Source organism: Vibrio sp. Vb1554 (assembly GCF_033344235.1).
Genome location: NZ_JAWPOJ010000005.1, coordinates 182818 through 207394, shown reverse-complemented (window position 1 = coordinate 207394; position 24577 = coordinate 182818). Strand labels below are relative to the sequence as shown.

General features: G+C 45.8%; 21 protein-coding genes. 8 read left to right on the top strand and 13 right to left on the bottom strand.

Annotated features, from left to right (window positions below; all coding sequences use genetic code 11):
* Nucleotides 1-93: 93 nt before the first annotated feature.
* The 6 genes from R8N28_RS06900 to hppD form a co-directional block, all read right to left on the bottom strand.
* A complete protein-coding gene (locus R8N28_RS06900; protein ID WP_005377830.1) occupies nucleotides 94-432 on the bottom strand; it encodes a hypothetical protein in 339 nt (112 codons plus the stop codon).
* Between the two features lie 118 nt (nucleotides 433-550).
* Nucleotides 551-1210 carry a DUF2726 domain-containing protein gene (locus R8N28_RS06895; RefSeq protein WP_005377831.1) on the bottom strand — a complete coding sequence of 220 codons (660 nt, stop codon included), beginning with the start codon at nucleotides 1208-1210 and terminating at the stop codon, nucleotides 551-553.
* Nucleotides 1211-1405: 195 nt separating this feature from the next.
* Nucleotides 1406-2074 (bottom strand): maleylacetoacetate isomerase, encoded by a 669-nt coding sequence (gene maiA / locus R8N28_RS06890; RefSeq protein ID WP_005377832.1) that lies wholly within the window; start codon nucleotides 2072-2074, stop codon nucleotides 1406-1408.
* A 21-nt stretch (nucleotides 2075-2095) separates the two neighbouring features.
* The gene (locus R8N28_RS06885) at nucleotides 2096-3133 is read right to left on the bottom strand and encodes a fumarylacetoacetate hydrolase family protein (protein ID WP_054574089.1); all 1038 of its coding nucleotides are present in this window, start codon (nucleotides 3131-3133) and stop codon (nucleotides 2096-2098) included.
* A gap of 9 nt (nucleotides 3134-3142) precedes the next feature.
* Complete coding sequence (locus tag R8N28_RS06880; protein WP_017633969.1) at nucleotides 3143-4273, bottom strand: homogentisate 1,2-dioxygenase; 1131 nt, start codon at nucleotides 4271-4273, stop codon at nucleotides 3143-3145.
* Nucleotides 4266-5339, bottom strand: a complete 1074-nt coding sequence (gene hppD, locus R8N28_RS06875) for a 4-hydroxyphenylpyruvate dioxygenase (RefSeq protein WP_005377835.1) — start codon at nucleotides 5337-5339, stop codon at nucleotides 4266-4268. The genes R8N28_RS06880 and hppD overlap by 8 nt, the downstream gene beginning before the upstream one ends.
* Before the next feature lie 538 nt (nucleotides 5340-5877).
* On the opposite strand from hppD, the gene R8N28_RS06870 reads away from it, so the two are divergent.
* From R8N28_RS06870 to R8N28_RS06840, 7 genes are all read left to right on the top strand, one after another.
* Nucleotides 5878-6984, top strand: a complete 1107-nt coding sequence (locus R8N28_RS06870; RefSeq protein ID WP_047100686.1) for a M20/M25/M40 family metallo-hydrolase — start codon at nucleotides 5878-5880, stop codon at nucleotides 6982-6984.
* Nucleotides 6985-7248: 264 nt separating this feature from the next.
* Complete coding sequence (locus R8N28_RS06865) at nucleotides 7249-8859, top strand: peptide ABC transporter substrate-binding protein (RefSeq protein WP_017633966.1); 1611 nt, start codon at nucleotides 7249-7251, stop codon at nucleotides 8857-8859.
* Nucleotides 8860-9003: 144 nt separating this feature from the next.
* The gene (gene oppB / locus R8N28_RS06860) at nucleotides 9004-9924 is read left to right on the top strand and encodes an oligopeptide ABC transporter permease OppB (RefSeq protein WP_005377838.1); all 921 of its coding nucleotides are present in this window, start codon (nucleotides 9004-9006) and stop codon (nucleotides 9922-9924) included.
* A 9-nt stretch (nucleotides 9925-9933) separates the two neighbouring features.
* Entirely contained in the window at nucleotides 9934-10866 is a 933-nt protein-coding gene (locus R8N28_RS06855) for an ABC transporter permease subunit (RefSeq protein ID WP_065274427.1), read from the top strand.
* A gap of 10 nt (nucleotides 10867-10876) precedes the next feature.
* Nucleotides 10877-11860: an ABC transporter ATP-binding protein gene (locus tag R8N28_RS06850; protein ID WP_065274426.1), complete on the top strand. Its 984-nt coding sequence runs from the start codon at nucleotides 10877-10879 to the stop codon at nucleotides 11858-11860.
* Nucleotides 11861-11869: 9 nt separating this feature from the next.
* Nucleotides 11870-12862: an ABC transporter ATP-binding protein gene (locus R8N28_RS06845; RefSeq protein ID WP_065274425.1), complete on the top strand. Its 993-nt coding sequence runs from the start codon at nucleotides 11870-11872 to the stop codon at nucleotides 12860-12862.
* Nucleotides 12862-14658, top strand: a complete 1797-nt coding sequence (locus tag R8N28_RS06840) for an aminopeptidase P family protein (RefSeq protein ID WP_065274424.1) — start codon at nucleotides 12862-12864, stop codon at nucleotides 14656-14658. The genes R8N28_RS06845 and R8N28_RS06840 overlap by 1 nt, the downstream gene beginning before the upstream one ends.
* Nucleotides 14659-14818: 160 nt before the next feature.
* On the opposite strand, the gene R8N28_RS06835 is transcribed toward R8N28_RS06840, so the two are convergent.
* On the bottom strand, nucleotides 14819-17263 hold the full coding sequence (locus R8N28_RS06835; protein ID WP_318183338.1) for a collagenase: 2445 nt from the start codon (nucleotides 17261-17263) through the stop codon (nucleotides 14819-14821).
* A gap of 302 nt (nucleotides 17264-17565) precedes the next feature.
* Here R8N28_RS06835 and R8N28_RS06830 point away from each other — a divergent pair, with 302 nt between their 5' ends.
* Nucleotides 17566-18000: a hypothetical protein gene (locus R8N28_RS06830; protein ID WP_065274422.1), complete on the top strand. Its 435-nt coding sequence runs from the start codon at nucleotides 17566-17568 to the stop codon at nucleotides 17998-18000.
* 120 nt (nucleotides 18001-18120) lie between these two features.
* Here the strand turns inward: R8N28_RS06830 and R8N28_RS06825 are convergent, their stop codons facing one another.
* The 6 genes from R8N28_RS06825 to R8N28_RS06800 form a co-directional block, all read right to left on the bottom strand.
* Nucleotides 18121-18969 (bottom strand): ABC transporter permease, encoded by an 849-nt coding sequence (locus tag R8N28_RS06825; protein ID WP_065274421.1) that lies wholly within the window; start codon nucleotides 18967-18969, stop codon nucleotides 18121-18123.
* Nucleotides 18970-18971: 2 nt separating this feature from the next.
* Nucleotides 18972-20252: an ABC transporter permease gene (locus R8N28_RS06820; protein ID WP_065274420.1), complete on the bottom strand. Its 1281-nt coding sequence runs from the start codon at nucleotides 20250-20252 to the stop codon at nucleotides 18972-18974.
* Complete coding sequence (locus R8N28_RS06815) at nucleotides 20249-21370, bottom strand: ABC transporter ATP-binding protein (protein WP_054866064.1); 1122 nt, start codon at nucleotides 21368-21370, stop codon at nucleotides 20249-20251. Before R8N28_RS06815 ends, R8N28_RS06820 begins: the two co-directional genes overlap by 4 nt.
* Nucleotides 21371-21443: 73 nt before the next feature.
* The gene (locus tag R8N28_RS06810; protein ID WP_065274419.1) at nucleotides 21444-22358 is read right to left on the bottom strand and encodes a dihydrodipicolinate synthase family protein; all 915 of its coding nucleotides are present in this window, start codon (nucleotides 22356-22358) and stop codon (nucleotides 21444-21446) included.
* A 56-nt stretch (nucleotides 22359-22414) separates the two neighbouring features.
* A complete protein-coding gene (locus R8N28_RS06805; RefSeq protein ID WP_005377853.1) occupies nucleotides 22415-23389 on the bottom strand; it encodes an ornithine cyclodeaminase family protein in 975 nt (324 codons plus the stop codon).
* Nucleotides 23390-23475: 86 nt separating this feature from the next.
* Nucleotides 23476-24549: a polyamine ABC transporter substrate-binding protein gene (locus R8N28_RS06800; RefSeq protein ID WP_033905158.1), complete on the bottom strand. Its 1074-nt coding sequence runs from the start codon at nucleotides 24547-24549 to the stop codon at nucleotides 23476-23478.
* Nucleotides 24550-24577: the final 28 nt, after the last annotated feature.

Here is a 24577-nt window from a genome sequence, read left to right as displayed (position 1 = left end):
ACATGCTTAAAGTGAATTATCAGGTGCCAGCATTCCTAGCGTAAACCACAGTCAATAGCTCGCGGGTGAAGAGTTACACTTTTATTATCTCACTTAATTGTCGTAAGGCACTTCACTGAGCATCCAAATCTGTAAGGTTTGCGATACCTTAGGGCAAGTGCCGAACAAAATCTGATATTTAGGTTTAAATGGTTCGCCGATATAGGTTGTACGAATCAACTCTCCTGTTTTGACGTCCACTTGAGTGCTCACCCTGCCTTTGAAGTTTTGAAATATGACAAACTGCTCACTGTGGTAAACCATTTGCTCTCGGTAAAACAAGAAATGATCTTGGGGTGTCTCTGTCAATTCACACTCCAGTGGTTTCAAATTAGGTATCGCACTAACATTAGATGCGATGAACAATGCTGACAAAATCCATCCGTATCGCATATGGCTGCCCTATTCTGCACTCTTTTTCAAAGTATAGGTCTTGCCTTGAGGACAGATACAAAAAAGGCTTTGATCATCTCTAATCAAAGCCCTTATTTCTGCAGGTTAATTGTCGTGTTTAGTCGTCCGCCTCAAACACAACGTTATAATTTTCGGTGTATGTACAATTCGGCTGACGGCTACAAGTAAAGAAACGTCTCCCTTTGAACTCACCTTGGCTTGCGGTTTTAATGATCATCGGACTGCCGCATTTTTTGCAAAAGCGCACTTCTTTATCGGGCTCAATCAAATCAATGTGTGCCGCAAGCAAACGACGTAATCGCCCAACTTGATAACTGTGCTTTATCGAAGCGCCGATTAAAGGCAGGTTGGCCGTCTTACAAACATGAATCAATAACTTTTGTCTTTCTATCTTACCCTTGTTTAGCTCCTGCCCATTATCCAATTCAACGATAACGCGCGGCTCTAGTGTCCTTGGGTCACAAATAACGTAATCAAAATAGCTTCGAGATATACGATTGTTCGCGACAAAAAACTGCTTCTTATTTTTGATTTCTTTTGGCGTAACCAAACTGGACATGTTTACTTTCGCGAATACTACGGCATGCTCCCCTACCGCCGCTCTTAACGCATTATAGAACGCACCCTCTTGACCTCTGAGCAGAGGGCCTTTCGAGCGATAAGGATAATCACGCGTGTCATCGTGCTTAATCACGTACTTTTGAATAACAAAGAAGAATAAAACCAGAAGAACAACAATGATAAAAATGTTGGTCATAAATAAAGTGCATCCAAAACAACTCGTTGCTCAAAGCGTAAATGGAAATGTTATGCAGAGCAACAAAACCTCGCAATTTTGAGGCGCCACGACGATAGCGAGAAACAGAAAATTTTGCTCACCAATAAAAACGAGCCAATCACACACTTGGATTGGCTCGTTTAAATTTTGTTAATACATTATGTATGCTAAGAATCAACTATTAGCGTCTGGCTGATTCTCTGGCATCGCATCAATAAAAGCTGGCAGTTGATTGCATGACTGCACAACAGCGTTAATGGTTGGATAAAGAGAAGTATCTACACCAAAGCGTTGTGCGTTATAAAATTGTGGTACCAGACAAATATCGACAATAGATGGCGAGCTTGTCAGGCTAAACTTGCAATCACCATTTAGTTTACGATGCTTCTGAAGTTTCTCTTCTAATGCTGTAAAACCTTTGTGGATCCAGTGATGAATCCAAGCGACTTTGCGCTCTGGTTCGCAAGCTAACTCCCCCTCTAAATACTGTAGAACTCTTAAGTTATTCAGGGGATGAATCTCCATTGCAATATCCTGAGCCAAAGCTAGCGCTTGGTATCGAAGCGGCGTTTGCTCGGGGATCACAGTGACATCCGGGTAGTGTTCTTCTAAGTATTGAATGATCGCCAGTGACTGGGTTAACTGAACCTCCCCATCCACCAGCAAAGGAACCAGTTCAGAAGCGTTTAACTCATGGTACTCGTCACTGTGTTGTTCGCCACCATTGCGCACCAAGTGTACCGATTTTGAATCATACGATAACTCTTTAAGATTCAAGCAAATACGCACACGATACGCCGCCGATGATCGCCAGTATCCGTATAAAATCATGCTATCGCTCATATCGTCTCCCAACCAGCATTGTTAGTGCTTGAGATATTGGCTAACTTGTTGGTCAATCGAGCCGAATATGTTGTTGCCATCCGCATCGAACATTTCCAATCTGATTGAATCTCCAAACGACATGAAGTTAGTCGACGGCTTGCCATCACGAATGGTTTCAATCATGCGAACTTCCGCGATACATGAATAGCCAACGCCACCCTCCTCAATCGAAGTGCCATGTTCGGTGCCTTGCTTATTAGATACCGTGCCAGAACCTATAATTGCCCCAGCAGATAGCGGGCGCGTTTTAGTCGCATGAACAATTAAGTCTGCAAAATCAAACGTCATATCGATACCCGCATTTGGGCGACCAAACGGCTTGTGGTTGTAGGTCGAGAGCAATGGTAAATGCACTTTGTTTTCGTACCACGCATCGCCTAGTTCGTCTGGTGTTACTGCAACAGGAGAAAACGCAGAAGAAGGTTTAGATTGGAAAAAACCAAACCCTTTAGCTAATTCTGCGGGAATTAGCCCACGTAGTGAGACATCATTCACCAGCATGATCAAACGAATCGACTCCTGAGCCTCTGCAACACTCGCGCCCATTGGTACGTCACCAGTTACCACAGCCACTTCACCTTCGAAATCAATACCCCATTCATCACTCGCAAACTCGATGTTGTCACAAGGACCAATAAAGGCATCAGAGCCTCCTTGGTACATCAACGGATCCGTCCAAAAACTCTCTGGCATTTCAGCGCCGCGAGCTTTTCGAACCAACTCAACGTGGTTTACGTAAGCACTGCCATCAGCCCACTGATAAGCGCGAGGAAGCGGCGACTCGCAGTAGTGCGCTTCAAACTCTTCATACCCTGCAACCGTGCCATTGTTCAGTGCAACGTATAGCTCTTCCAGTTGCGGTGCTAGCGTATCCCAGTTATCAAGTGCCACCTGCATCGTCGGTGCTAAGTTCATGGGGTGGAAAATTTCTGTCGCTGGTACGCAGCGCGTTAAGTCTTTGCTCACGACCATCAACAAACCGTCACGAGTGCCATTTTTCTTGGTTGCTAATTTCATCCTTGCCTCTTACTTCTCTTGCCAGCTATAGACGTATTCTTTGTTTTCTACTTTTTCCAGCTCATCCGAAAACTGAAGTGCGTGACGCGTATCAATCATGACCGCGACTTCGTCGGCAAAAGTCTTCTTATGCTCTCGCCCTGCCTTGAAAGCTTTCGGGTGAGGGCCATGTGTAAAACCTGCTGGATGGAATGTCACCATACCCGCTTCAATGTTGTCACGACTAAAGAAGTCACCTGCATGGTAGAACAAGACTTCGTCATAATCGTCATTGTTGTGGTAGAACGGTACTTTGAGCGCTCCAGGATCACTTTCAATTGGACGAGGAACGAAGGTGCACACCACAAATCCTGATCCTACAAATGTAGTATGTGCAGAAGGCGGTAAATGGTAACGATGTGACATAAGTGGACGAATATCACGCCAGTTCACTTTTACTACCGCCAAATCACCATGCCACCCAATCGCATCCAGCGGGTTGAATGGGTAAGTGATAACACTGACTTTATCGTGGCGTTTCACCTGAACCTGTGTTTGATTCTCAGAATATTGAGCACGGAACTGATCGTTGATCGACGGCGTTTCTAAAACCGCCGGATCAAACACCGCGTGGTTTCCAACCATGCCTTTTTCGGGCAATGTATAAGCCGCATCGGTGTTTTCAATCATCAGAATGAACATCGGCTCGCTTGGTTCTAAACGCCAGCTCGTTGAGCGCGGGATCATGACATAATCCCCTTCGCTCACTTTCAAATGACCATAATCACAGTAGAGATCTGCCGTACCTTGGTGGATGAATAGCAGTTCGTCGCCATCTGCATTTCTCACCAAGAAGTCCATTTTTTCATCCATACGCCAAACACGAACTTTACAATTCGCGTTGTGTAATAGATGCGGGACTGCCCAAGGGGTAATATGGCTGGCTTTTTCGACTAGATTAAAATCAAACGCTCGTGGACGTAGCTCGCCCTCCCACTCAGACCACCCCGTTGGGGCATGTTGATGATGAAAATGTGTTGCGGGGCCGAAGAAGCCACTTCGACCTGCCTCACGTTCATAAATTGCCTCTTCCGGGAAGTCAGCATGTGCTTGTTTAGAGCACACTCCCTCCCGGTGAGGGAATGTGATCCATTTATGCATCGCTCAATACTCCTCGGCGAATTTGGTCTTCTTCTATCGATTCAAACAACGCTTTGAAGTTACCCTCGCCAAAGCCTTCATTGCCTTTACGTTGGATGATTTCGAAGAACACAGGGCCGATAACGGTTTGAGTAAAGATCTGTAGCAAGATGCCATCTTTCGTTGGTGCACCATCAATAAGAATCTGCAAATCACGAAGCTTGCTTACATCTTCACCGTGGCCTTCAACACGCTGATCGACTTTCTCGTAATAAGTATCTGGCGTTGGCATAAAGTCCATGCCTCGCTCACGCAAGGTTTTGACCGTTTCGTAGATGTCGTCTGTGGTCAATGCGATGTGTTGAATACCTTCGCCATTGTATTCACGGATAAACTCTTCAATCTGTGATTTATCATCTGACGACTCATTGATAGGAATTCGGATTTTGCCGCAAGGTGCGGTCATCGCACGGCTGACAAGACCAGTCAGCTTACCTTCGATATCGAAATAACGAATTTCGCGGAAGTTACCAATGCGCTCATAGAAACCAGACCAGACATCCATGTTGCCTTGCTTAACGTTGTGCGTTAAGTGGTCGATTTCGTAAAGACCAACATTCGCTTTTGATAAACGCTCATCAGCATCATCATAAAAACGAAAATCGACATCATAGATGCTCTGCTTTCCATAACGATCGACAAAATAAAGCAAGCTTTCACCGATGCCATAAATAGCAGGAATGCTTAGCTCCATCGGCCCAATTTCCGTTTTATATTCTTTACCGCCATTCTCTAACGCATGCGCCAGAGCAACGGTGGCGTCTTTCACACGAAATGCCATGCCACAAACCGACGGACCGTGAACTTTGGCGAATCCCTCAGCTTGGCTATGCGGCTGCGCATTCACAATAAAGCTAATGTCACCTTGTCGATATAACCACGCTTCTTTTGAGCGATGCTTTGCAATCTCCGCAAAACCTAACGATATAAACAGATCTTTAAGCTGTTGAATGCCTTTGTTGTCAGCAGCGGTATATTCAACAAACTCAAATCCGTCTGTTCCTAGTGGGTTATATGCATCAACCATGACTTTCTCCTTGTCTCAGTAGCTTTTGTTTGGACTTATTTTTCTAACTTGGCGCAGGTCTTGAGAAATTGGAATACGTGGGGAGAAATCTTTATCTTGGCGATTTTTACGCATAATTGTAAAATATATGTTACACACAGAGGACGCATCGAACCCACTTTCGTAAACATCAAACAAACTGCTTATTTTCAATATATTAGATTGATATTTTCGGCTTTACGCCACCACATAAAATGTAAACAAGTTGTTACTTTGGCATTTTATCTTGGCAACGTAGCTCAAAAAGCAAAAGGGGATGGAAAGTCTATTGCACCCTATCTCTATCCGATTTATTCATTTGATCCTGCAAAACATCAAAAGTAATGTTTCGTGACGCTTCATACAGTTCGAAAGGCTCATCGGTCAGAATCGTGTCATGGATACCCCTTTATTGATTCACCTCAGTTTTATTCAAAAGTAACTGTGCCATAAGTGGTGCTCTGTTCCCTATCGAGCCGAGCCACAAGGCTTCACGCTCGATCAGAAAAAGAGACATCTAATGACACACATCAATCAAGAACGCTTAGTTGAACACTTTTGCCAACTAGTACGTATCGACAGCGAATCAAAAAACGAAAAACAAATTGCAGAAACACTGGCAGAACAGCTAGGCGAGCTAGGCTTTACCGTGCACAAGCTTCCAGTGCCTGAGCACATTTCTAACGGTTTTAACGTGTACGCCCGTTTAGACGGCAAAAAAGACGGCTCTATCCTAATGAGCTGTCATATGGATACGGTCACTCCAGGTATTGGCATTGAGCCACTCATCGAAGACGGCATTATCCGTTCAAAAGGCCATACGATTCTCGGTGGCGATGATAAATCTGGTATTGCTGCCATCATGGAAGCCGTTCGTTGTATTCAAGCGGAAAACCGTGAGCACAAAACGTTAGAACTTGCTTTCACCGTGTATGAAGAAGGCGGTTTATTCGGTTCACAATACTTCGATATGTCACACGTCACTTCAACGGAAGCAATCGTGTTAGATACGGGTGGCCCTATTGGCACCATTGTGACCGCAGCCCCAGGCCAGCAAAAGATCATGGCAAAAATCAAAGGTCGACCAGCACACGCAGGGCTTGCGCCAGAAGAAGGCATCAGTGCGATCATGGTGGCGGCAGATGCCATCAACCAAATGAAGCTGCTTCGCATCGACGAAGAAACGACAGCCAACATCGGTATGGTTAACGGCGGTCAGGCCACAAACATTGTTATGCCTGAATTAAAAATCGTGGCAGAAGCACGCTCCCTGAATGGCGATAAACTAGATGCTCAGGTCAATCATATGATCTCAACATTAGAGTCTGTCTGTGAAAAACACGGTGCAGAAGTCGACATTGAATCTAGCCGAGCCTACGACGCTTTTGTTATTGAAGAAAACCACCCACACGTAAACGCTATAAAAGCAGCGTTTTCAGAGTTAGGAATTGACGCCTTCACAAAAGGCACTGGCGGCGGTAGCGATGCCAACAACTTTAACAAGAAAGGTCTCACAACGGTCAACCTTTCAACTGGCATGGCAAAAGTACACACGACAGAAGAGTTTATCGCGGTAAGTGATATGGTCAAAATCACTGAGTTCGTGAAACATTTCCTAGTCAGTTAACGTCATGCCTTTTGAAGAGCAGACTGACTATCTTCCCCTTCTAGCCTGTGCTTGAAGGGGATTTTAATTTGTATCGAAGCAAAATTACTTCCCGTCATGCCAACTTGATATCAGATCTTCAAAGAAATTCCCCTAGCTCACTTTTTGAGACTAGACAGCTCAACACCTGACACCCTGTTACAGTAATGTTAAAACTCGATTGTGTAGACAATTTATACAATATACATTTCTGGCATCTTTCAGGATGAAAAGAGTGAGACAAGGATGAAATTACCTAAGTTGCTTTTATTAGCGTCGATGATGAGTCCAATACTGGCAACATCAAGCTATGCCGTGCCGTATCCCTCGGGTGTGACCCTCGATGAGACACAAGAAATTACGCTAAACAATGGGGCTGAAGTTACTTCTATTGACCCAGCCAAGCAAGCTGCAGAGCCCGCTTTTAATCTCGGTCGAGACCTGTTTGAAGGTCTGGTCATTCAAGATAAGCAAGGTAAAACCATTCCTGGTGTTGCTGAGTCTTGGTCAGTCAATGACAACAATACGGTTTATACCTTCCACTTACGTGATGCAAAATGGTCAAATGGCGAAACGGTCACTGCACAAGATTTTGTCTACAGCTGGCAACGCTTACTGAATCCAAGCACTGCTTCACCCTACGCTTGGTTTGCGGCCATTCCAAATATCGAAAACTCGCAAGCGATTATGAAGGGCGAAGCCGAACCCGAGTCCTTGGGCGTGAAGGCGCTGGATGAAAAAACATTCCAGGTAACACTCGAAGAGCCTATTCCCTTCTTTACGAAACTATTAAGTCATCCAGTGCTTGCCCCCGTTCACAAAGCGACCGTTGAAAAACATGGCAACCGTTGGACCCAGCCTGAGCATATCGTTACAAATGGTGCGTTTACTGTCTCTGAATGGAAAGTTAACGAAAAACTGGTGATGGTTAAAAACCCACATTACTGGGACGCAAGCAATGTAGTGCTGGAAAAAGTCACCTGGCTACCAATTGGTGATGCAAACGTAGTGCTAAACCGCTACCTAGCCGGTGAGATAGACCAAGCGGTTTCCATTCCTGCCGCTCAGAAGAAAAAGTTAATTCAACAACGCCCACAAGAAGTGGCAAGCACCAGTGCGTCTCTTGGCTCCACATTCTATTACCTCAACACTCAACAAGGACCAACAAAAGACGTGCGGGTCCGTAAAGCCCTCTCATATGCCATTGACCGTCAACTGTTAACGAGTGCTATCTTGAGAAACGGTGGGGTTCCAATGTATACCCTTGTGCCACCTCAAACAGATGGTTTTAAATCTCACACTCCTGAGTTCGCAACTTGGAACCGTCATAAACGTATCGAAAAAGCGCAGCAATTACTGTCAGAAGCTGGATACGATAAAAGCAATCCGCTTAAGTTGACGTTTACCGTACCAACTTTCTCGATGGACGTAAAAATGGCAACGACCATGGCAGGTATGTGGAAAAGCCGTTTGGGTGCGCAAGTCACAATAAAACAGCTAGAACCGAAAGTGTTCTACGCACTTAAAGAGCCGACCGACATTACTCGCGGCGGCTGGACGGCCGACTACAATGAAGCCTCTACATGGTTGGATATCTTCGTTTCTAGTGGCGAGTACAACGATTCTCGTTATAACAACCCGCAATACGACGAGTTAATGGCTCGCTCAAAGACCATGAGCAACCCATCAGAACTGTATCTACAAGCAGAAAGCATGCTGATTGAAGACATGGCCATTATTCCTATTTATCGTCCGGGTAACGATCAATACCTCATCAAGCCTTACGTGGGCGGCTACGAACTGACAAACCCTGAGTCGTCGTACTACCGCAAGAATGTCTATGTAAAAGCCCACTAAAAGCATGTTTTCGGTCTGAGTCGGCAAGTTCAATGTTTACTTGCCGTTCCTCATATCTCTCGGTGGAGAAGGCAACCTGAGCTCAGACCATTTTTTATTCATAACCGTTCGAAGTGATTTCGGATGACCAAAGGATGATGGATCATGATTTGGTACATTGTTAAGCGATTAGCTATCGCTATCCCCACGCTTCTATTCATCGCACTCGTATCATTTTGGCTGATGCACATTGCACCAGGGGGGCCATTTGATATGGAACGGCCTATGCCAGAGGTGGTACGTGCGAATATCGAAGCAAAATTCCATTTGGACCAGCCCTTCCTTACTCAGTTTTGGATTTACATTGGTAATTTCATACAAGGAGATCTCGGTCCGAGCTTCGTTTATCAAGACTTCAGTGTTACACAGCTCGTCGCACAATCATGGCCAGTTTCAGCAGTATTAGGCGTACTCTCCTTTTGTATTTCCGTTCCACTTGGCATGTTGCTTGGCACCATTGCGGCATTGAACCGAAATAGCCGCCTAGATTACGGCCTGATGACACTTTCGATGACTGGAGTTGTGGTTCCGGCTTTCGTGCTTGCTCCAGTTTTAGTCATGATCTTCGCTATTCAGCTCGGCTGGTTCCCTGCTGGTGGTTGGGAAGGAGGAAAGCTGGCTTTTCTTGTTCTTCCCGTGCTCAGCCTAGCGATTGGCTCCATTGCGAGTATTGCACGCGTCATGCGTGGCGCAATGATTGAAACGCTCAACCAACCATACATTCGAACGGCAAAAGCCAAAGGTTTGTCCACAACCTACATTTTATTCCATCACGCTTTGCGACCATCCCTGATTCCCGTCGTTGCGATGCTCGGCCCTGCGTTTGTGTCTGTTGTGACAGGCTCGGTGATTATCGACATTTTCTTTGGTACAGGTGGCATGGGACAACACTTTGTATCTGGGGCTCTCAACCGCGACTACGGCCTAGTAATGGGCATTACTCTGATTGTCGCTTCACTCACTATCTTCTTTAACCTTGTGGTCGACTTGCTATATACGATTATCGACCCTCGTATACGCGTTTAGGAGTCCGGCATGTTAACGATCAAAAAACTGGATACACAAGCTCTTCAAGATCAAGTCGTCGACAATATTGAAGCCGTCGAAGGTCGCAGTCTTTTGCAGGATGCATGGACTCGATTTCGTAAAAACAGAGCCGCGATGACATCAGTGTATGTTTTGGCGTTCATTACCTTATGCATCTCCTTCGGCCCCTCTCTTGCCGCTTTTGGCCATGATGAAATTGACTGGGAAGTGCTCATCGATCCATACGAGCTAGGGAGACCTTCACTGAGCAGTGGCCATTACTTTGGTACTGATGACCTCGGGCAAGATGTCTTTGCTCGCACGATGCAAGGCGGCAGGCTCTCTATTTTGGTGGGCTTTGTCGGGGCCTTAGTCGCCGTTGTTATTGGTACGATTTGGGGAAGTATTTCCGGCTACCTTGGTGGCGTTGTCGACAGCGTAATGATGCGCATTATTGAGGTGCTCGATTCGGTGCCATTTATGTTTATGGTTATCCTGTTTGTTACCCTTTTTGGCAACAACATCTACCTGATTTTTATCGTGATCGGAATGGTATCTTGGCTGGGCATTGCCCGTGTTGTACGTGGTGTCACCTTCGGTCTAAAAAAGCGAGAGTTCATCGAAGCCGCACACTCTATTGGGGTTTCTAAATTGACAATTGTCCGACGCCATGTTCTGCCTAATGTGCTTGGGATCGTGATGGTTTATTCCTCCTTAATGGTACCAGGATTCATTATGTTCGAATCGTTTTTAAGCTTCTTAGGGCTTGGTGTTCAACCACCAGACACGAGCTGGGGAATCCTAATCTCCGAAGGCGCAAAAACGATTGACGTTGCATTGTGGATGCTGCTTTTTCCCTCTCTGTTTTTAGTTGCCACCCTCTTTTGTTTTAACTTCATCGGCGATGGCTTGCGTGATGCTCTTGACCCGAAAGACCGATAAGGACAAACCCATGCTATCTATTGAAAACATGAACGTGCGCTTCGATACGCCAGATGGGCAAGTGCAAGCGGTCAGTAATCTCTCCTACTCGATTAAAGCGGGCGAAACTCTTGGGATTGTTGGGGAATCAGGTTCGGGAAAAAGCCAATCTGTTTTCGCATTAATGGGGTTAACCGCGGACAACGGCGCTGTGTCTGGAAGCGCAATGTTCCACGGTGATGATTTACTCGCGATGTCTAAAAAGCAGCTCAACCGCATCCGTGCAGAGAAAATCGGAATGATCTTTCAAGATCCGATGACGTCACTTAATCCATTCATGAAAATTGGCAAGCAGCTTTGTGAAGTTCTCATGATTCATAAAGGAATGAGCCGAAAACAAGCAAAAATGGAGTCCATTCACATGTTGGATGCGGTGCGTATTCCCTCTCCCGAAACTCGGATGAATCAATACCCTCACGAGCTATCTGGCGGAATGCGTCAGCGAATCATGATAGCGATGGCGTTGTTGTGTAAGCCCGAGCTGCTAATTGCAGACGAACCAACCACCGCGTTAGATGTAACCGTTCAAGCTCAAATTTTGACGCTATTACGAGACTTACAACAAGAGTTCAACACCGCAATTTTACTGATCACTCACGATATGGGCGTCGTCGCCGAGATGTGTGATCGCGTATTGGTCATGTATGGTGGTCAAAAAATGGAGCAATCAGATACCGAGACATTGTTCGCTCAACCTGCGCACCCCTATACTCAAGGCCTGCTAAAGGCGATTCCTTCCATCACTGAAGATATGCCGCGTTTACCAACCATCCCAGGTAACCCACCAAGTGCGTTGATTAACCATCAAGGGTGTCCGTTTAGAGAGCGGTGCGAGCATCGAGAGACGCGTTGCCAATACGAAACCCCACGGTTTTCTCCATTAAACACGAGCCAGTCCATTGCCTGTCACGTTAACGCACCCAGTGTTATCACTCCTATTCAAATAAAAGCTTAAGGAGGCGTTATGAATAAAAAAGAAGTCCTCATGTCTGCTCGTGATTTAAACGTCCACTTTCCTGTGTCGCGTCACCTTATTCCAAGTCGACGTAAAATCGTGAAAGCGGTCAATGGTATCGACTTAGACGTTTATCGAGGTGAAACACTTGGCATTGTGGGGGAATCAGGCTGCGGAAAATCAACGCTTGCACGCGCCTTACTTCGCTTAATTGAACCTACACATGGCGAGTTGACTTGGAAAGGTCAAGACATGCTCGGGTTTAGTAAAAAAGACCTTTCCTCTCGACGTAGAGAATTTCAGATGGTGTTTCAAGACCCATCCTCTTGTTTGAATCCGAGATTAACCATCTCAGAATGCATTGCCGAACCACTGCTCACCCACGAGCCACAACTTAAACGGGCAGAGGTAGAAAAGCGTGTCATCGCTATGATGGATAAAGTGGGTCTCTTGGCGAGCCAGCGAAACCGCTATCCACATGAATTTTCCGGAGGTCAATGCCAGCGTGTGGGCATTGCCAGAGCATTAATTCTCAATCCAGATTTGGTCGTGTGTGATGAACCCGTTAGTGCGCTAGATGTCTCCATACAAGCTCAGGTCATCAATCTTCTAGACGATCTTAAACAAGAAATGGGGTTAACACTGGTGATGATTGCGCACGACTTAAGCGTGGTGCGCCATATCAGCGACCGCGTTATGGTGATGTATCTTGGTAAACCTATGGAAGTAGGACGTTACGATAAAGTATTTGATGATGCACAACACCCCTACACCAAAGCACTGTTATCTGCTGTCCCGATAGCTAATCCGCAATTAGCACGTGACCGTGAAATACAACTATTGCCCGGCGATCTTCCTTCTCCACTTAACCCACCGAGCGGTTGCGTTTTTCGTACTCGATGCCCAGAAGCCACCGAAGTATGCGGGCAACAGAACCCAATAAAAACAGGCTCGGAGCAGCACCATATCTATTGCTCAAATATGACTTTAGGAACCATTTAATGAACAATACTAACTCAGTAAACCAACGCCTTACGTTACTGCGTGAGGCAATGTCCTTTCACAACGTGTCTGCATATATCGTGACCAACAATGACCCACATAACAGTGAATACTCAGCAGATCATTGGTTAGCGCGAAGCTGGATTTCAGGTTTTACCGGTTCTGCAGGCGATGTCGTCATTACCCAACAAGGTGGTGGCCTGTGGACTGATGGTCGTTACTATATTCAAGCTGAAGAACAGTTACACGGCACAGGACTTGAACTGTTTAAAGCCAAACAACCAGAAACGCCGACAATTGCCAAATGGCTGGCTACCACGCTCCCAGAAAACAGTATTGTCGCGGTTGACGGGCGCGCCATCAGTTACGCTTTTTATCAAGGCCTCAAACAAGCCTTTGAAACGAAAAACATTAAGATCATTGTCGACCTGGATTTACTCACACCGATTTGGCTTGAAAGACCACCTCGCCCAAGTGCACCCGTATTCGAGCACCCCACAGCTTTTGCTGGCGTTGACACTGAAAATAAGTTAGCGAGAATCCGTTCTTGGTTAACCGAGAACCAAGTAGATAGCTTATTAGTGTCAACGCTAGATGATGTCATGTGGACAATGAATATTCGAGGTGGTGATACGAATTACTGCCCAGTTTCTGAAGCCTATCTAGTCGTAGAGCAATCACTTGCGACACTGTTTATTGATAAAGCCAAACTGCCTCAAGACGTTGAAAGAGCGCTGACCGAGCAGAGTGTACACATTCGCCATTACAACTACGTAAGTCAGTATTTGAATCAGCAATGTGAGGGATTATCGCTCGCTTTTAACCCGACCCACACAGACAGCTTATTGGTGAGTTCGATTGAAGGGAATGTGAATCTAAAGCAAATGGCTTGCCCTGTAACGGCAATGAAGGCCATAAAAAATGCGACCGAGCTAACTAGCCTAGAACAGGCATTAACAGATGATGGTGTGGCAATCGTAAGGTTTATGAACTGGCTCGAAGAGCAAGTTCCAAGCGGACTCGTTACAGAATTGTCTGCTGAGGCACAACTGAATCACTATCGCCGTCAAACCCGACATTATGTGAGTGACAGTTTCCGCACTATCGCAGGCTTCGCAGCTCACGGGGCAAAAATGCATTATGCCGCCGATGAAGAAAGCAATGCGGCAGTCAATGAAAGCAACTTCTTTCTCGTCGATTCTGGTGGCCAATACCTTGGCGGGACAACAGACATCACCCGTACTTTCCACTTCGGGTCACCGACCATTAAGCAGCGCAAAGATTATACCTTGGTGCTCAAAGCGGTCATCCGACTGACTCAGACTCGATTCATGAAAGGCTCTACGGGTGCCAATCTTGATATCATGGCGCGTGGCGTCTTATGGCAACATGGTATTGATTACAAGTGCGGCACTGGACACGGCGTGGGCATTTGCTTGAATGTTCACGAAGGCCCACAAAATTTCTCGCAAAGCCACCATGAGGTTGAGCTAAAACCGGGTATGGTCATTACTAATGAACCAGGCGTTTATCGCGAAGGTGAGTACGGGGTAAGAATAGAGAACATTCTTAAAGTTGTAGAAGTAGAACAAAATGAGTTCGGCACGTTCTACGGTTTTGAGACCATCACTCTTGCTCCAATTGCGACCAACGCCCTTGATTTATCAATGCTAGAGCAAGCAGAGCTAGACTGGCTCAATCATTACCATTCACGAGTCTATCAAGCACTTAGCCCTTTTCTTGATACGCAAGATAAAAACTGGCTTCAACGCACAACCCAACTTATTGAGAAATAGGATATCAGCAAGCTTTATAACGTTTTCATTTTCATCTCAAACTCCTTGTTTGCCAGCCTTCGGGCTGGTTTTTTTATAGAGATAACGGCGTGAAAAACAAAAACGCCCCGCAATGTTAGCGAGGCGATCAATTAAATTAAAATGATGCAGTTAAAATGCCCTACTGACGACACTTCTGAGCATCAAAATCAACGACGATGGCGGCATTCTCAAAGTCACCAGAGACTTTAACGTAGCCCCAGTAGTTACTCTGATTTGACAACGTAATACACTCTCCATTACCAATATTATCTGACCACCCGTGACGATTAGTATCATCCGGCCAACCAGAGTTACTGTATTCAAGCTTTAGGTTGCCCGTACCATTCCCCGTCGTTATCGCCAGATTTGAGCTCTCATTCACCGCTGGCACGCTTAGCCAAATGGTTTGTTGATTTGCCAAGCAAACGGGCTCTCCTGCTGTTAGGCGTCCACCGCTTACTTTACTTTGCACCGCGCAGTCTTGTGGCAATGTGTCATTACCGCCCAACGTTGAGATAACAACACTATGAGTGGCGGTTGCCGTCAAGCCTTCACTGTCTGTCACACTTAGACTGACCGAATACTCCCCTTCACTCCCATATTGGTGCGTCGGCTTGGTTTGTGTACTTGTCGAGCCATCACCGAAGTCCCATAAGACGCTGACGATCTTCCCGTTTGGGTCTGTACTGTTTTCACTGCTAAATGTAATGCTTTCACCGACTTTCCCCTTGTTGTTTGCGGTTATGACTGCATTAGGTGCACCATTTGAGACAAGGGCTTGCTGCCACTGCTCAAACTCACTTTGATATAAATTCGCCCATTGGGTGATCGTTGCTTTGTAATTGCTCCAATTCCCTTGGCGTGTTTCCACCAGCATTTGGTTTACGTCATCTTTATGATTTTCAAACATAAAACGTACAGCTAAGTACCCCCAACGATAAATTCGATCGACATCAAACCCATCATAAGTAGTCTCGAAAATCTCACTTAAGGTATATGTCGAGCCGTCTACAATCGTCTCAAGTGCTGCTTGGTTGTCATTTTCTTGAGCGACATACTCTGCAATGCCTTCACTCCACCACACTATTTTTTCAGTTGGATGACTAAACCCTCCATAGAGATCAAATCGACCATCTAAGTAATGCACGTATTCGTGCTCTAAGTTCCAGACAAAGTGATCCGCGTTCGCATAAGAGGCTTCATAAGCAATAAAGTTGGGAATATTCCCCGGCTGGGAAGGATCGCCTTCCAAGTACATACCGCCATTGTCAGTACTAATATCGAAAATTGGCCCTGCGTACTTACCATAATCGGTGCTTGAATCGAAGATATTGACTTGGAGCTGAGTATTGTGGTCATCTTTTACTGGCTGTTCACCAGTTTCTAATGACTGATGAAAGTAACCCTCTTCGTAACCCATTTTAGAACATGCGGCCGCGTGTTGCTCTTGCGTCATATTCTGGGACAATATTCGAATTGTTGGACTACAAGTATAAGTTTGCGATAGCACTAAGCCTTTTAGCTCAGTTTCGAAATTACAAATTCCGAACTCACTACAATCTGCGTAATATGAGGCAGTGTCCGCCGCCGCAAGCCAAACCGCGTCACCCCGACCATACATTTCATACTGTTCAAAGATTCGACTCAGCTGACTCTTCACAACAGAACTCGCGTTACCCGTATACTTGATCAAACGCCCGAGCTCTCGCCCCGCATTCGCGGCCATGAACTCATCTTCAGCACCGATTGATGACGGCCTCAGAGCAAAATCGCCTAAAGCTTTGGCAAGGTCCGTTTGGTTGCCAATTATTTGCACAAATTGCTCGTTCCACTGCCCACCAAACAAAATAGTGAAAACACCGTTAACTGCATTGCGCATATACCAGTGCTGGGCGTATTGATCATTCCAACGTGTAAGCCACTGGGTCACTTGCGGTAAGTACGCGTGCTGCAAGCCCGCACTATCCATAGTGATGATAACTTCACTAAGCACTTTGCCGTGACGGTCGCTGTTCTCATAGAAGTTTGCGTTATTAACAAACGCATCCACGGATTCTTTCACCGCTGGGGTAACCCATTCAATAAATGAGATGTTGTCATTGTAAAACTCGGCGTAATAACCCGCGCGCAAGTATAAGAAAAACGTTTCGAGTTCATCGCTCCCGCCACCTGTATACCCCTTCGCCAATGTCGTAGTGCGCTTCGCAATGTTGTACATATGATCGGAGCTAAATACCGACTCCTGAACCCGACTTTCAGCAGAGAATAACTGGTTCACGCACGTCGCGCCCTGACTTAAAATTTCGCTGATCAATTGGTTACTGCTTTCGGTAACCAATGCTTCCAAATCACAAGCAGTGCTCGACTCATCAAGGCTTTCAAGTGACTGTACTCGAGTTGCCTTGGAGGGCTGAATAGGGAGAGTTGCGGTTGGTTGGTATTCAACTCGATTGGATTCAACACCGTGTGTATGAGCCGAATGTGCATGTTGCTCTGTAACTTGAGAAACTGGCTCGCTTAACGCAAATACGCCAGTGCTGGTTAATGTTGTCGCAATCGCGACACTCAAAGTCTTCAGTTCCATCTAATTTCTTCTATATTGAGTTTTCCTTAAATGCATTACGTCTTTTGCATCGCCACTACCCTTATTACTGCAAGAGCATCTCCATATAATCTACTCGCAAGACAAGATGAAACATTTTGTTAACAACTGAACGTGACGGTGTCAGTTTTTGGTACTCGAGTTGCCGTTGCACGAGCTTGCCAGAAATCGATTTGCTTTAGTAATATTGATCAACTAGTTGTTTATCTTTCCATTCAAATATCTTTTATTGCTCCTCACAAAAGCGATAAAATGGTTTCTTTTCTTTTTGCTAAACAACTCCTATGACCGACGCTGATATTGAGCTACAACATCTTTGGTTAGAAGTCCAAGCCGAACGCTGGCAAAACCTGCCACGCTTTTTATTCAGTTACTACTGCTACAAGCACAACCTTGTCAGTAAAACCAACAAAGTTTGCTGGGAGACGGCACGTGCAAACCTGCCCGCTTCAACATCAATAAAAGAGCGAAAAAAGGCGGTGGTTGAACCGTTAGTCTCTGAGGAAACCGTCGTTGGGTTATTGAAATCCATCAGCAAAGATGGGGAAATGACGTTTAACGTGATGGTAACCACACTTAATGCGTTTTTGCACTATGTTGTGATTAGCAAGGAAGAGAAAGCCCGACTTAAACCAAACATGCCAGCTAGTTGGTATCAGCGATCAAACAAGTCGCCTTTGGCACGTTTCGAGCAGGCTGGCCTTAAGCTACAAGAGTGACATGTCAGTCATCGCTGATGATAAACACAAAAGAAAAGCGCCTACAATGAGGCGCATTTGATCAAAAATTGAGGTGCCCCTAAACAAAAGTGCAAAGTGACCAACAAAGAAAAAGTCTGGTCATTCTTGAATGCCTCTAATGCGTACATTACGTCTACGTAAAACTTCTAATATCACGAGCAAACACACCGACATAAAAACCAACAACGTAGCGACCGCCAATATGGTCGGACTAATTTGCTCTCGAATTCCTGACCACATCTGCCTCGGAACGGTTTTTTGTTCTGCCCCAGTCAGGAATAACGCCACCACAACCTCGTCGAACGAAGTGCCAAAAGCAAACAAGCCGCCAGAAATCATCCCCGGACGAATCAGAGGAAAGGTAATGTGTCTGAAAGTATAAACAGGGTTTGCTCCTAAGCTAGCCGCCGCTTTTACCAAGCTATGGTCAAAGCCGCTTAACGTCGCAGTAACGGTAATGACGACAAAAGGCGTACCTAACGCAGCGTGTGCCAAAATGACGCCTAAATAAGTTTGTGATAAGCCAAGGCGTGTGTAGAAAAAGTACATCGCAGCAGCAGAGATAATGACTGGTACGATCATGGGCGAGATCAACAGCGCCATAATCGTATTGCGAAAAGGCAAGTTACTACTTGCTAAACCCAACGCCGCCAGAGTTCCCAGCCCTGTTGCAACGAGTGTCGCCATAAAAGCAATGAACGTGCTATTTTTCAGCGCCAACAGCCACTGATCACTAGTAAACATTTCTTGATACCAGCGAGTAGAATACGCTTCCGAATCAAGGTTTAACATCCCCTCGGTAAAAGTAAAGTAAGGCGTTGCATTAAACGATAACGGGATGATGGTCAGAATTGGAGCGATTAAAAAGAACAGCACCAACCCACAAAAAGCTAAGTAACCTGCGTAAGCAACTCGCTCTACTTTTGATGCATAGTTTGGTAATGCCATGGTTATCCTCCTACCTTAAGGTTATTAATACCAACCACACGGTTGAATATATAAAACAGAACCAGTACAACGAACAAAAGCAGTCCACCCAATGCGCCAGCCATCCCCCAGTTCAGTGATGTCTGCATATGATAGGCAATCATATTGGAGATCATCTGTCCGCTTCTTCCACCAACCAAAGCGGGCGTAATGTAGAAGCCAATAGAAAGAATGAAAGTAAGCAAGGCCCCCGCACCTATCCCCGGTAACGTAAGCGGCATATAAACTTTGATGAACGCAATGAAAGGCGTCGCGCCTAGAGAACGAGCGGCACGGAAATAAGTTGGGCTAATTCCTTTCATTACGCTATACAGAGGCAGGATCATAAAAGGCAACAGAATGTGCACCATAGACACCACCGTTCCGAAGGTATTGTGAATCATCTGAATTCGCTCAGAAGTAAAACCCGACCAAATAAGGAGATCATTAATGACCCCTTGGTTTTGCAGCAGAACAATCCAAGACGTGGTTCTGACTAACAATGATGTCCAAAATGGCAGCAGCACAATAATTAAAAGTAAGTTCGCGCGCTTATCAGGTAAATTGGCAAGCAGGTAAGCAACGGGGTACGCCATCACCAAACAAATTAAGGTGATTGAAATAGACATCCAAAAAGTTTTAAAGAAAAGGTCGACGTATATTTGGCGTTTTTCTGGTTGGGGCTCAATGTCTCCAAACTCATTCACTTGCAAGTCTAGCGCTGCAAGATAGTGACTGAATGTTAATGCGCCACTAAGATTCTTAAACGCCGCCCAATATTTAGGATTAGTCCATCGCTTATCCAGCTTAGCCAACTGTGTCACCGAGCTCGGCAGCGACGTCAAACGAGACAACTTTCTGCCGGTTTTCATGAGTAAACTGCGCATACCTGACTCTTCAATATTCATCCGGTTGGCTATTTTCGGCAGCTCTTTGCTTTGATAAAGCGCAAGTACTTCAACAGAGAATGCCTCAATGACTTCTTGATGAGGCTGACCTTGATAATCCCAACTTTCTAAGGCTTGAATAGTTTGTGGTAGTGACAGGGATATTTCTCGGTTATCCACGCTTCGATAAAGCATGTCGAGGATAGGAAAAGCAAACGTAAGCAGAACAAAACACACCAATGGCGTTGTGAGCATAATGGAGCGAAGCTTTTTTCGGCGCTCGGCCTTTTGCAACTGCGCTTTCAAATTGGTTTCTTGCTCATGAACTTGGCGTTCGATTTCCAATACAGAATCTAATGCGGTTAGCTCTCGACTCATGCTGCTACCTCGCTACTTTGAGTTTGTGTCCCATCAAGAGCATGGCAATCGTCACTTTGCCAACCAATACGACAAATTGAGCCAGGCGTTAACTGCAAGTGTTTACGATTATCGTTAGGTACTTTAACGATGAAGTGACCAACGCTCTCTACTTCGACGACCAGACGATAATGATCACCGTGATAAATCAATTCTCGTAGGACGCCCGAGACTTGGTTCTCACAAGACGCTTTCTCTGGTTGAATAACAATCTTTTCTGGTCGAATGGAAAGTGTTGTTCTCTGCCCTTGCTCAGAGACTCTGACAGGTTTCGCAGTAAATAACTCTTTCCCAACGAGCACTTGGCAATACTTTCCGTCCCACTCTTTGACTAAACCTGAGAGTTGGTTGTTTTCTCCGATAAACTGCGCAACAAACGTATTACTCGGAGATTCATAAAGCTCGGTTGGTGTCGCGAGCTGTTGCACTTCGCCGTGATTAAAAACCGCAATACGGTCGGACATAGTGAGAGCTTCGTCTTGATCGTGCGTCACATACAAAATGGTAATGCCAAGCTTTTCATGCAAATGTTTAATTTCCATCTGCATTTGCTCACGCAGCTGCTTATCTAACGCGCCTAGTGGTTCATCCATCAACACGAGTTTAGGCTCAAACACTAATGCTCGCGCTAACGCAACACGCTGTTGTTGACCACCTGATAACTGCTTCGGGTATCGAGTCGCAACATGCTCAAGCTCGACCATTTCTAATACACTCTGAACTTTGCTTTGAATCGTGTCACTGTCGAGTTTTCGCACCTTTAAAGGAAACGCAAGATTCTCAGCAATGGTCATATGTGGAAACAACGCATAGTTTTGAAACACCATACCAATATCGCGCTTGTGCGGCGCGAGATGATTAACAGGAACGCCATCAATATAAATGTCTCCACCGGTCGCAGTTTCAAAGCCTGCTAGCATCATCAAGCAAGTGGTCTTGCCCGATCCTGACGGCCCCAACATAGTAACAAACTCTCCAGGAGCAATATCTAAGTTGAAGTCTTTCACCACCAAATTCGTGCCATCGTAGGTTTTCTTAACGTGTTGAAAGCTGACATAGTCCTTGTTTTCCGTGCTCATGACTTCCCTCTTCTCATTTTTTGAATATTACGAATAAGTAGAGCGTCAGTTAACGCTCTACTAAACAGCACAATTACGGATTGTATTTGGATAGGTCTAACCGGGTTTCTAACGCATGTTCAACCATTTGAATGACTTGTTGACGCTCTTCACCTTGTAAAAGTTGGCGTGGCGCACGAACTTGTTCAGATCCACGTCCGCAGACTTGCTCGGCCAATTTAATGCACTGAACCAGCGTAGGAATGGTGTCTAAACGCAGTAGCGGTAAGAACCAACGGTAGATTTCTAACGCTTCAGCATAACGACCTTGGCTTGCCAGTTTATAAATCGCGACGGATTCTTCTGGGAATGCGTTGGTTAAACCAGAAATCCAGCCGGTCGCACCTAGCATCAATGATTCAAGAGCGATGTCATCAACACCGCTGAACACGGTAAAGCGGTCATCAAATTTATTGTAAAGCTCAGTGATACGACGAGTATCAGTGGTCGACTCTTTGATAGCTACAATGCTTTCAAACTCAGCCAGTTTCGCCATGATATCGAGGTTTACATCTACACCATAAGCAACCGGGTTGTTGTAAATCATGATTGGCATTTCTGGCGTTGCTTCTGCTAGCGTGCGGTAATATTCGAACGTTTCGCTCTCAGACGTGCGGTAAACCATGGCAGGCATCACCATACAACCATCGATACCAATTTTGTACGCATCCTGCATGTAATCAACAGCTGCTGTGGTAATAGACTCTGCTGTACCAGCAATCAAAGGCACACGGCCATTTACGACTTCTTTTGCCGCTTGCAAGACCTGGCGTTTCTCCTCCGGGTACAACGCGCAGTTCTCACCGACGGTACCCAAGCAGATAATGCCATTCACACCATCTTTAATCTGGTTGTCTATAACGGTTTGCGTTGCGTCTAAGTCGATTGACTGATCTTGACGAAATTGCGTACTGACCGCCGGATAAACACCTTTCCAATCAATTTTCATGAACTACTTTCCTTATATGTATATTGTATGCAATTTAAATAAACGAGCGAAAATGCTCAGACATGGCTATCTATGCCATTTTCTAACAACACCGCCTTTACAGCGGCCAAATCAGCCAAAGCACTGCCAACTGATTTGTATAAAGTAATGACCTCATCGTTTTGACGTCCTGAGATTTGTTGGGCGCAAAGCTGCGGTAATTCCCCTTTGATATCGTCTGACGTGAATACGCCCTCTTGAATTGGAATGAGAAGATCGCCCGCTTCGGCTAATACATTAATACGGCTATCAACATACACCTGTGCTCGTTGCACTGCTTCAGAGTCACATTCACGCTTGTCCAAGTCATGATTACCGACCAAATCAATATGGGTGCCCGGCTGCACGTCTGCGCCATTAAACAAAGGCTCTGCTGATGCAGTAATACAGCTGATGATGTCAACGTGTTTGATAACGTGGTCCACTTTTTCTACGACTGAAACGCGAAACCGACGCTCATCAGGAAGCGACTGATACTCTGAAGATGACACAATGGCATCTACCGTCGCCTCGGCTTTATCTGAGTTACGCCCCCAAATATAAACCTGCTTAAGTGGGCGAACCGCAGCGTATGCCCACGCAAAATAAGGCGCAAGATTGCCCGTTCCGCAGATCAACAGACGATCAGCATCGGGACGCGCCAAATAGTCCGCTGCCAACGCAGAAGCTGCGGCGGTGCGCCAAAACGTTAAAACTTTACCGTCCACGAGTGCGAGCGGCTCACCATCGTTTCGTCTAAAAACAAGCAGCTTAGATGCAAGCGTATCTTTGCCTTGCTCAGGGTTATGCGGGAAATACGTAAAGGCTTTCACCGCAATCAACTCCTGGTTCCAAGCTGGAAGTAGCGCAAACGCCTCGTATTCTCCCTCTTCTAAGGGCATGACTCGGCGTTGAGGTATTGTTGCTGGCCGCGAGTACATTTCACGCATCGTTTCAATAAGAGACTTCATTGTTAAACATTGCGCGACTTGCTGTGCTTCGATGACTTTCATCATTTCTCCGAAAACATAAATACAGTTGAGGAAAGTACGGAACCTCGCTTATGGATGAAAACTCGACCCCATACACAAATTAACGCCTAGTTAAGCAGCCAGGTATTGAACTCTTCATTGAGTTCATCCGCGTAGTCTGACCACCATTCATCGTTAATCAGGAAGGCGGTTTGGAAGTTTTGAGGTGCGGTAGGAAGGTTCGCTAAAATGTCTGGGTTCACCTCCGCCGAAGACGACTTACGCGTAGGCCCATAGGCAACGTACTTAGCTTGATCAGCTAATGGTTTTGTTCCTGAAGAAAAAGCAATGAAGTCCAATGCAAGCTTTGTGTTCTCACTCCCTTTAGGTATCGCCCATCCATTCATGTAACCCATTTGACGGTCCCATATAATCCGAAATGGTTGACCTTCATCCTTACGGGCATTGTGGATTCGGCCGTTAAACGCCGAGGCGATCACCACTTCTTTGTCTGCAAGCATTTGAGGTGGCTGGGCACCTGTTGTCCACCACAGTACTTCTGATTTGATCGTATCCAACTTAGCAAAAGCACGCTCACGCCCCGCTTCGGTTTCGAGCAGGCTGTAGACCTCTTCTGGCTTTACACCATCAGCCAATAGTGCCCACTCAAGATTGCCCTGAGGTTGTTTTTGCAATGCACGTCGACCTGGAAAAGTTTTTAGGTCAAAAAGATCGGTCAACTTGCTTGGCAAAGCCTTACCTTTAAACGCGTCTTCGTTCACCGCTAATACAGTGGACACTACGATGGTATTGATTGCGCACTCGTGAATCGCACCATCAATAAAATCCTCTTGTGCTGGTGTTCCATCTGCGCCCGGAGGCAAAATACTTGGGTTCACTGGTTCTAGTAACCCTTCGGCGCAACCACGAACAATGTCTGGCTTGTCGAGAGAAACCAAATCCCAGCGCACGTTGTTCGCTTCCACCTGTGCTTTAATTTCAGCTAATCCGCCGCTGAAATCCTCGGATACGATCTCAACACCTGTTCTTTTAATGAAAGGCTTATGATATGCCTCCACTTGGCTCTTGGTGAATGCACCACCCCAAGATACGACCGTCAATTTGTCTTCAGCATAAGCAGAGGCCCCCAACAGCATTCCTGAAATCAACAGCGCCAATGGTGCTTTGGTCATTCGTGACATGTTTTACTCCTTTTGGTTGTTTTTCTGG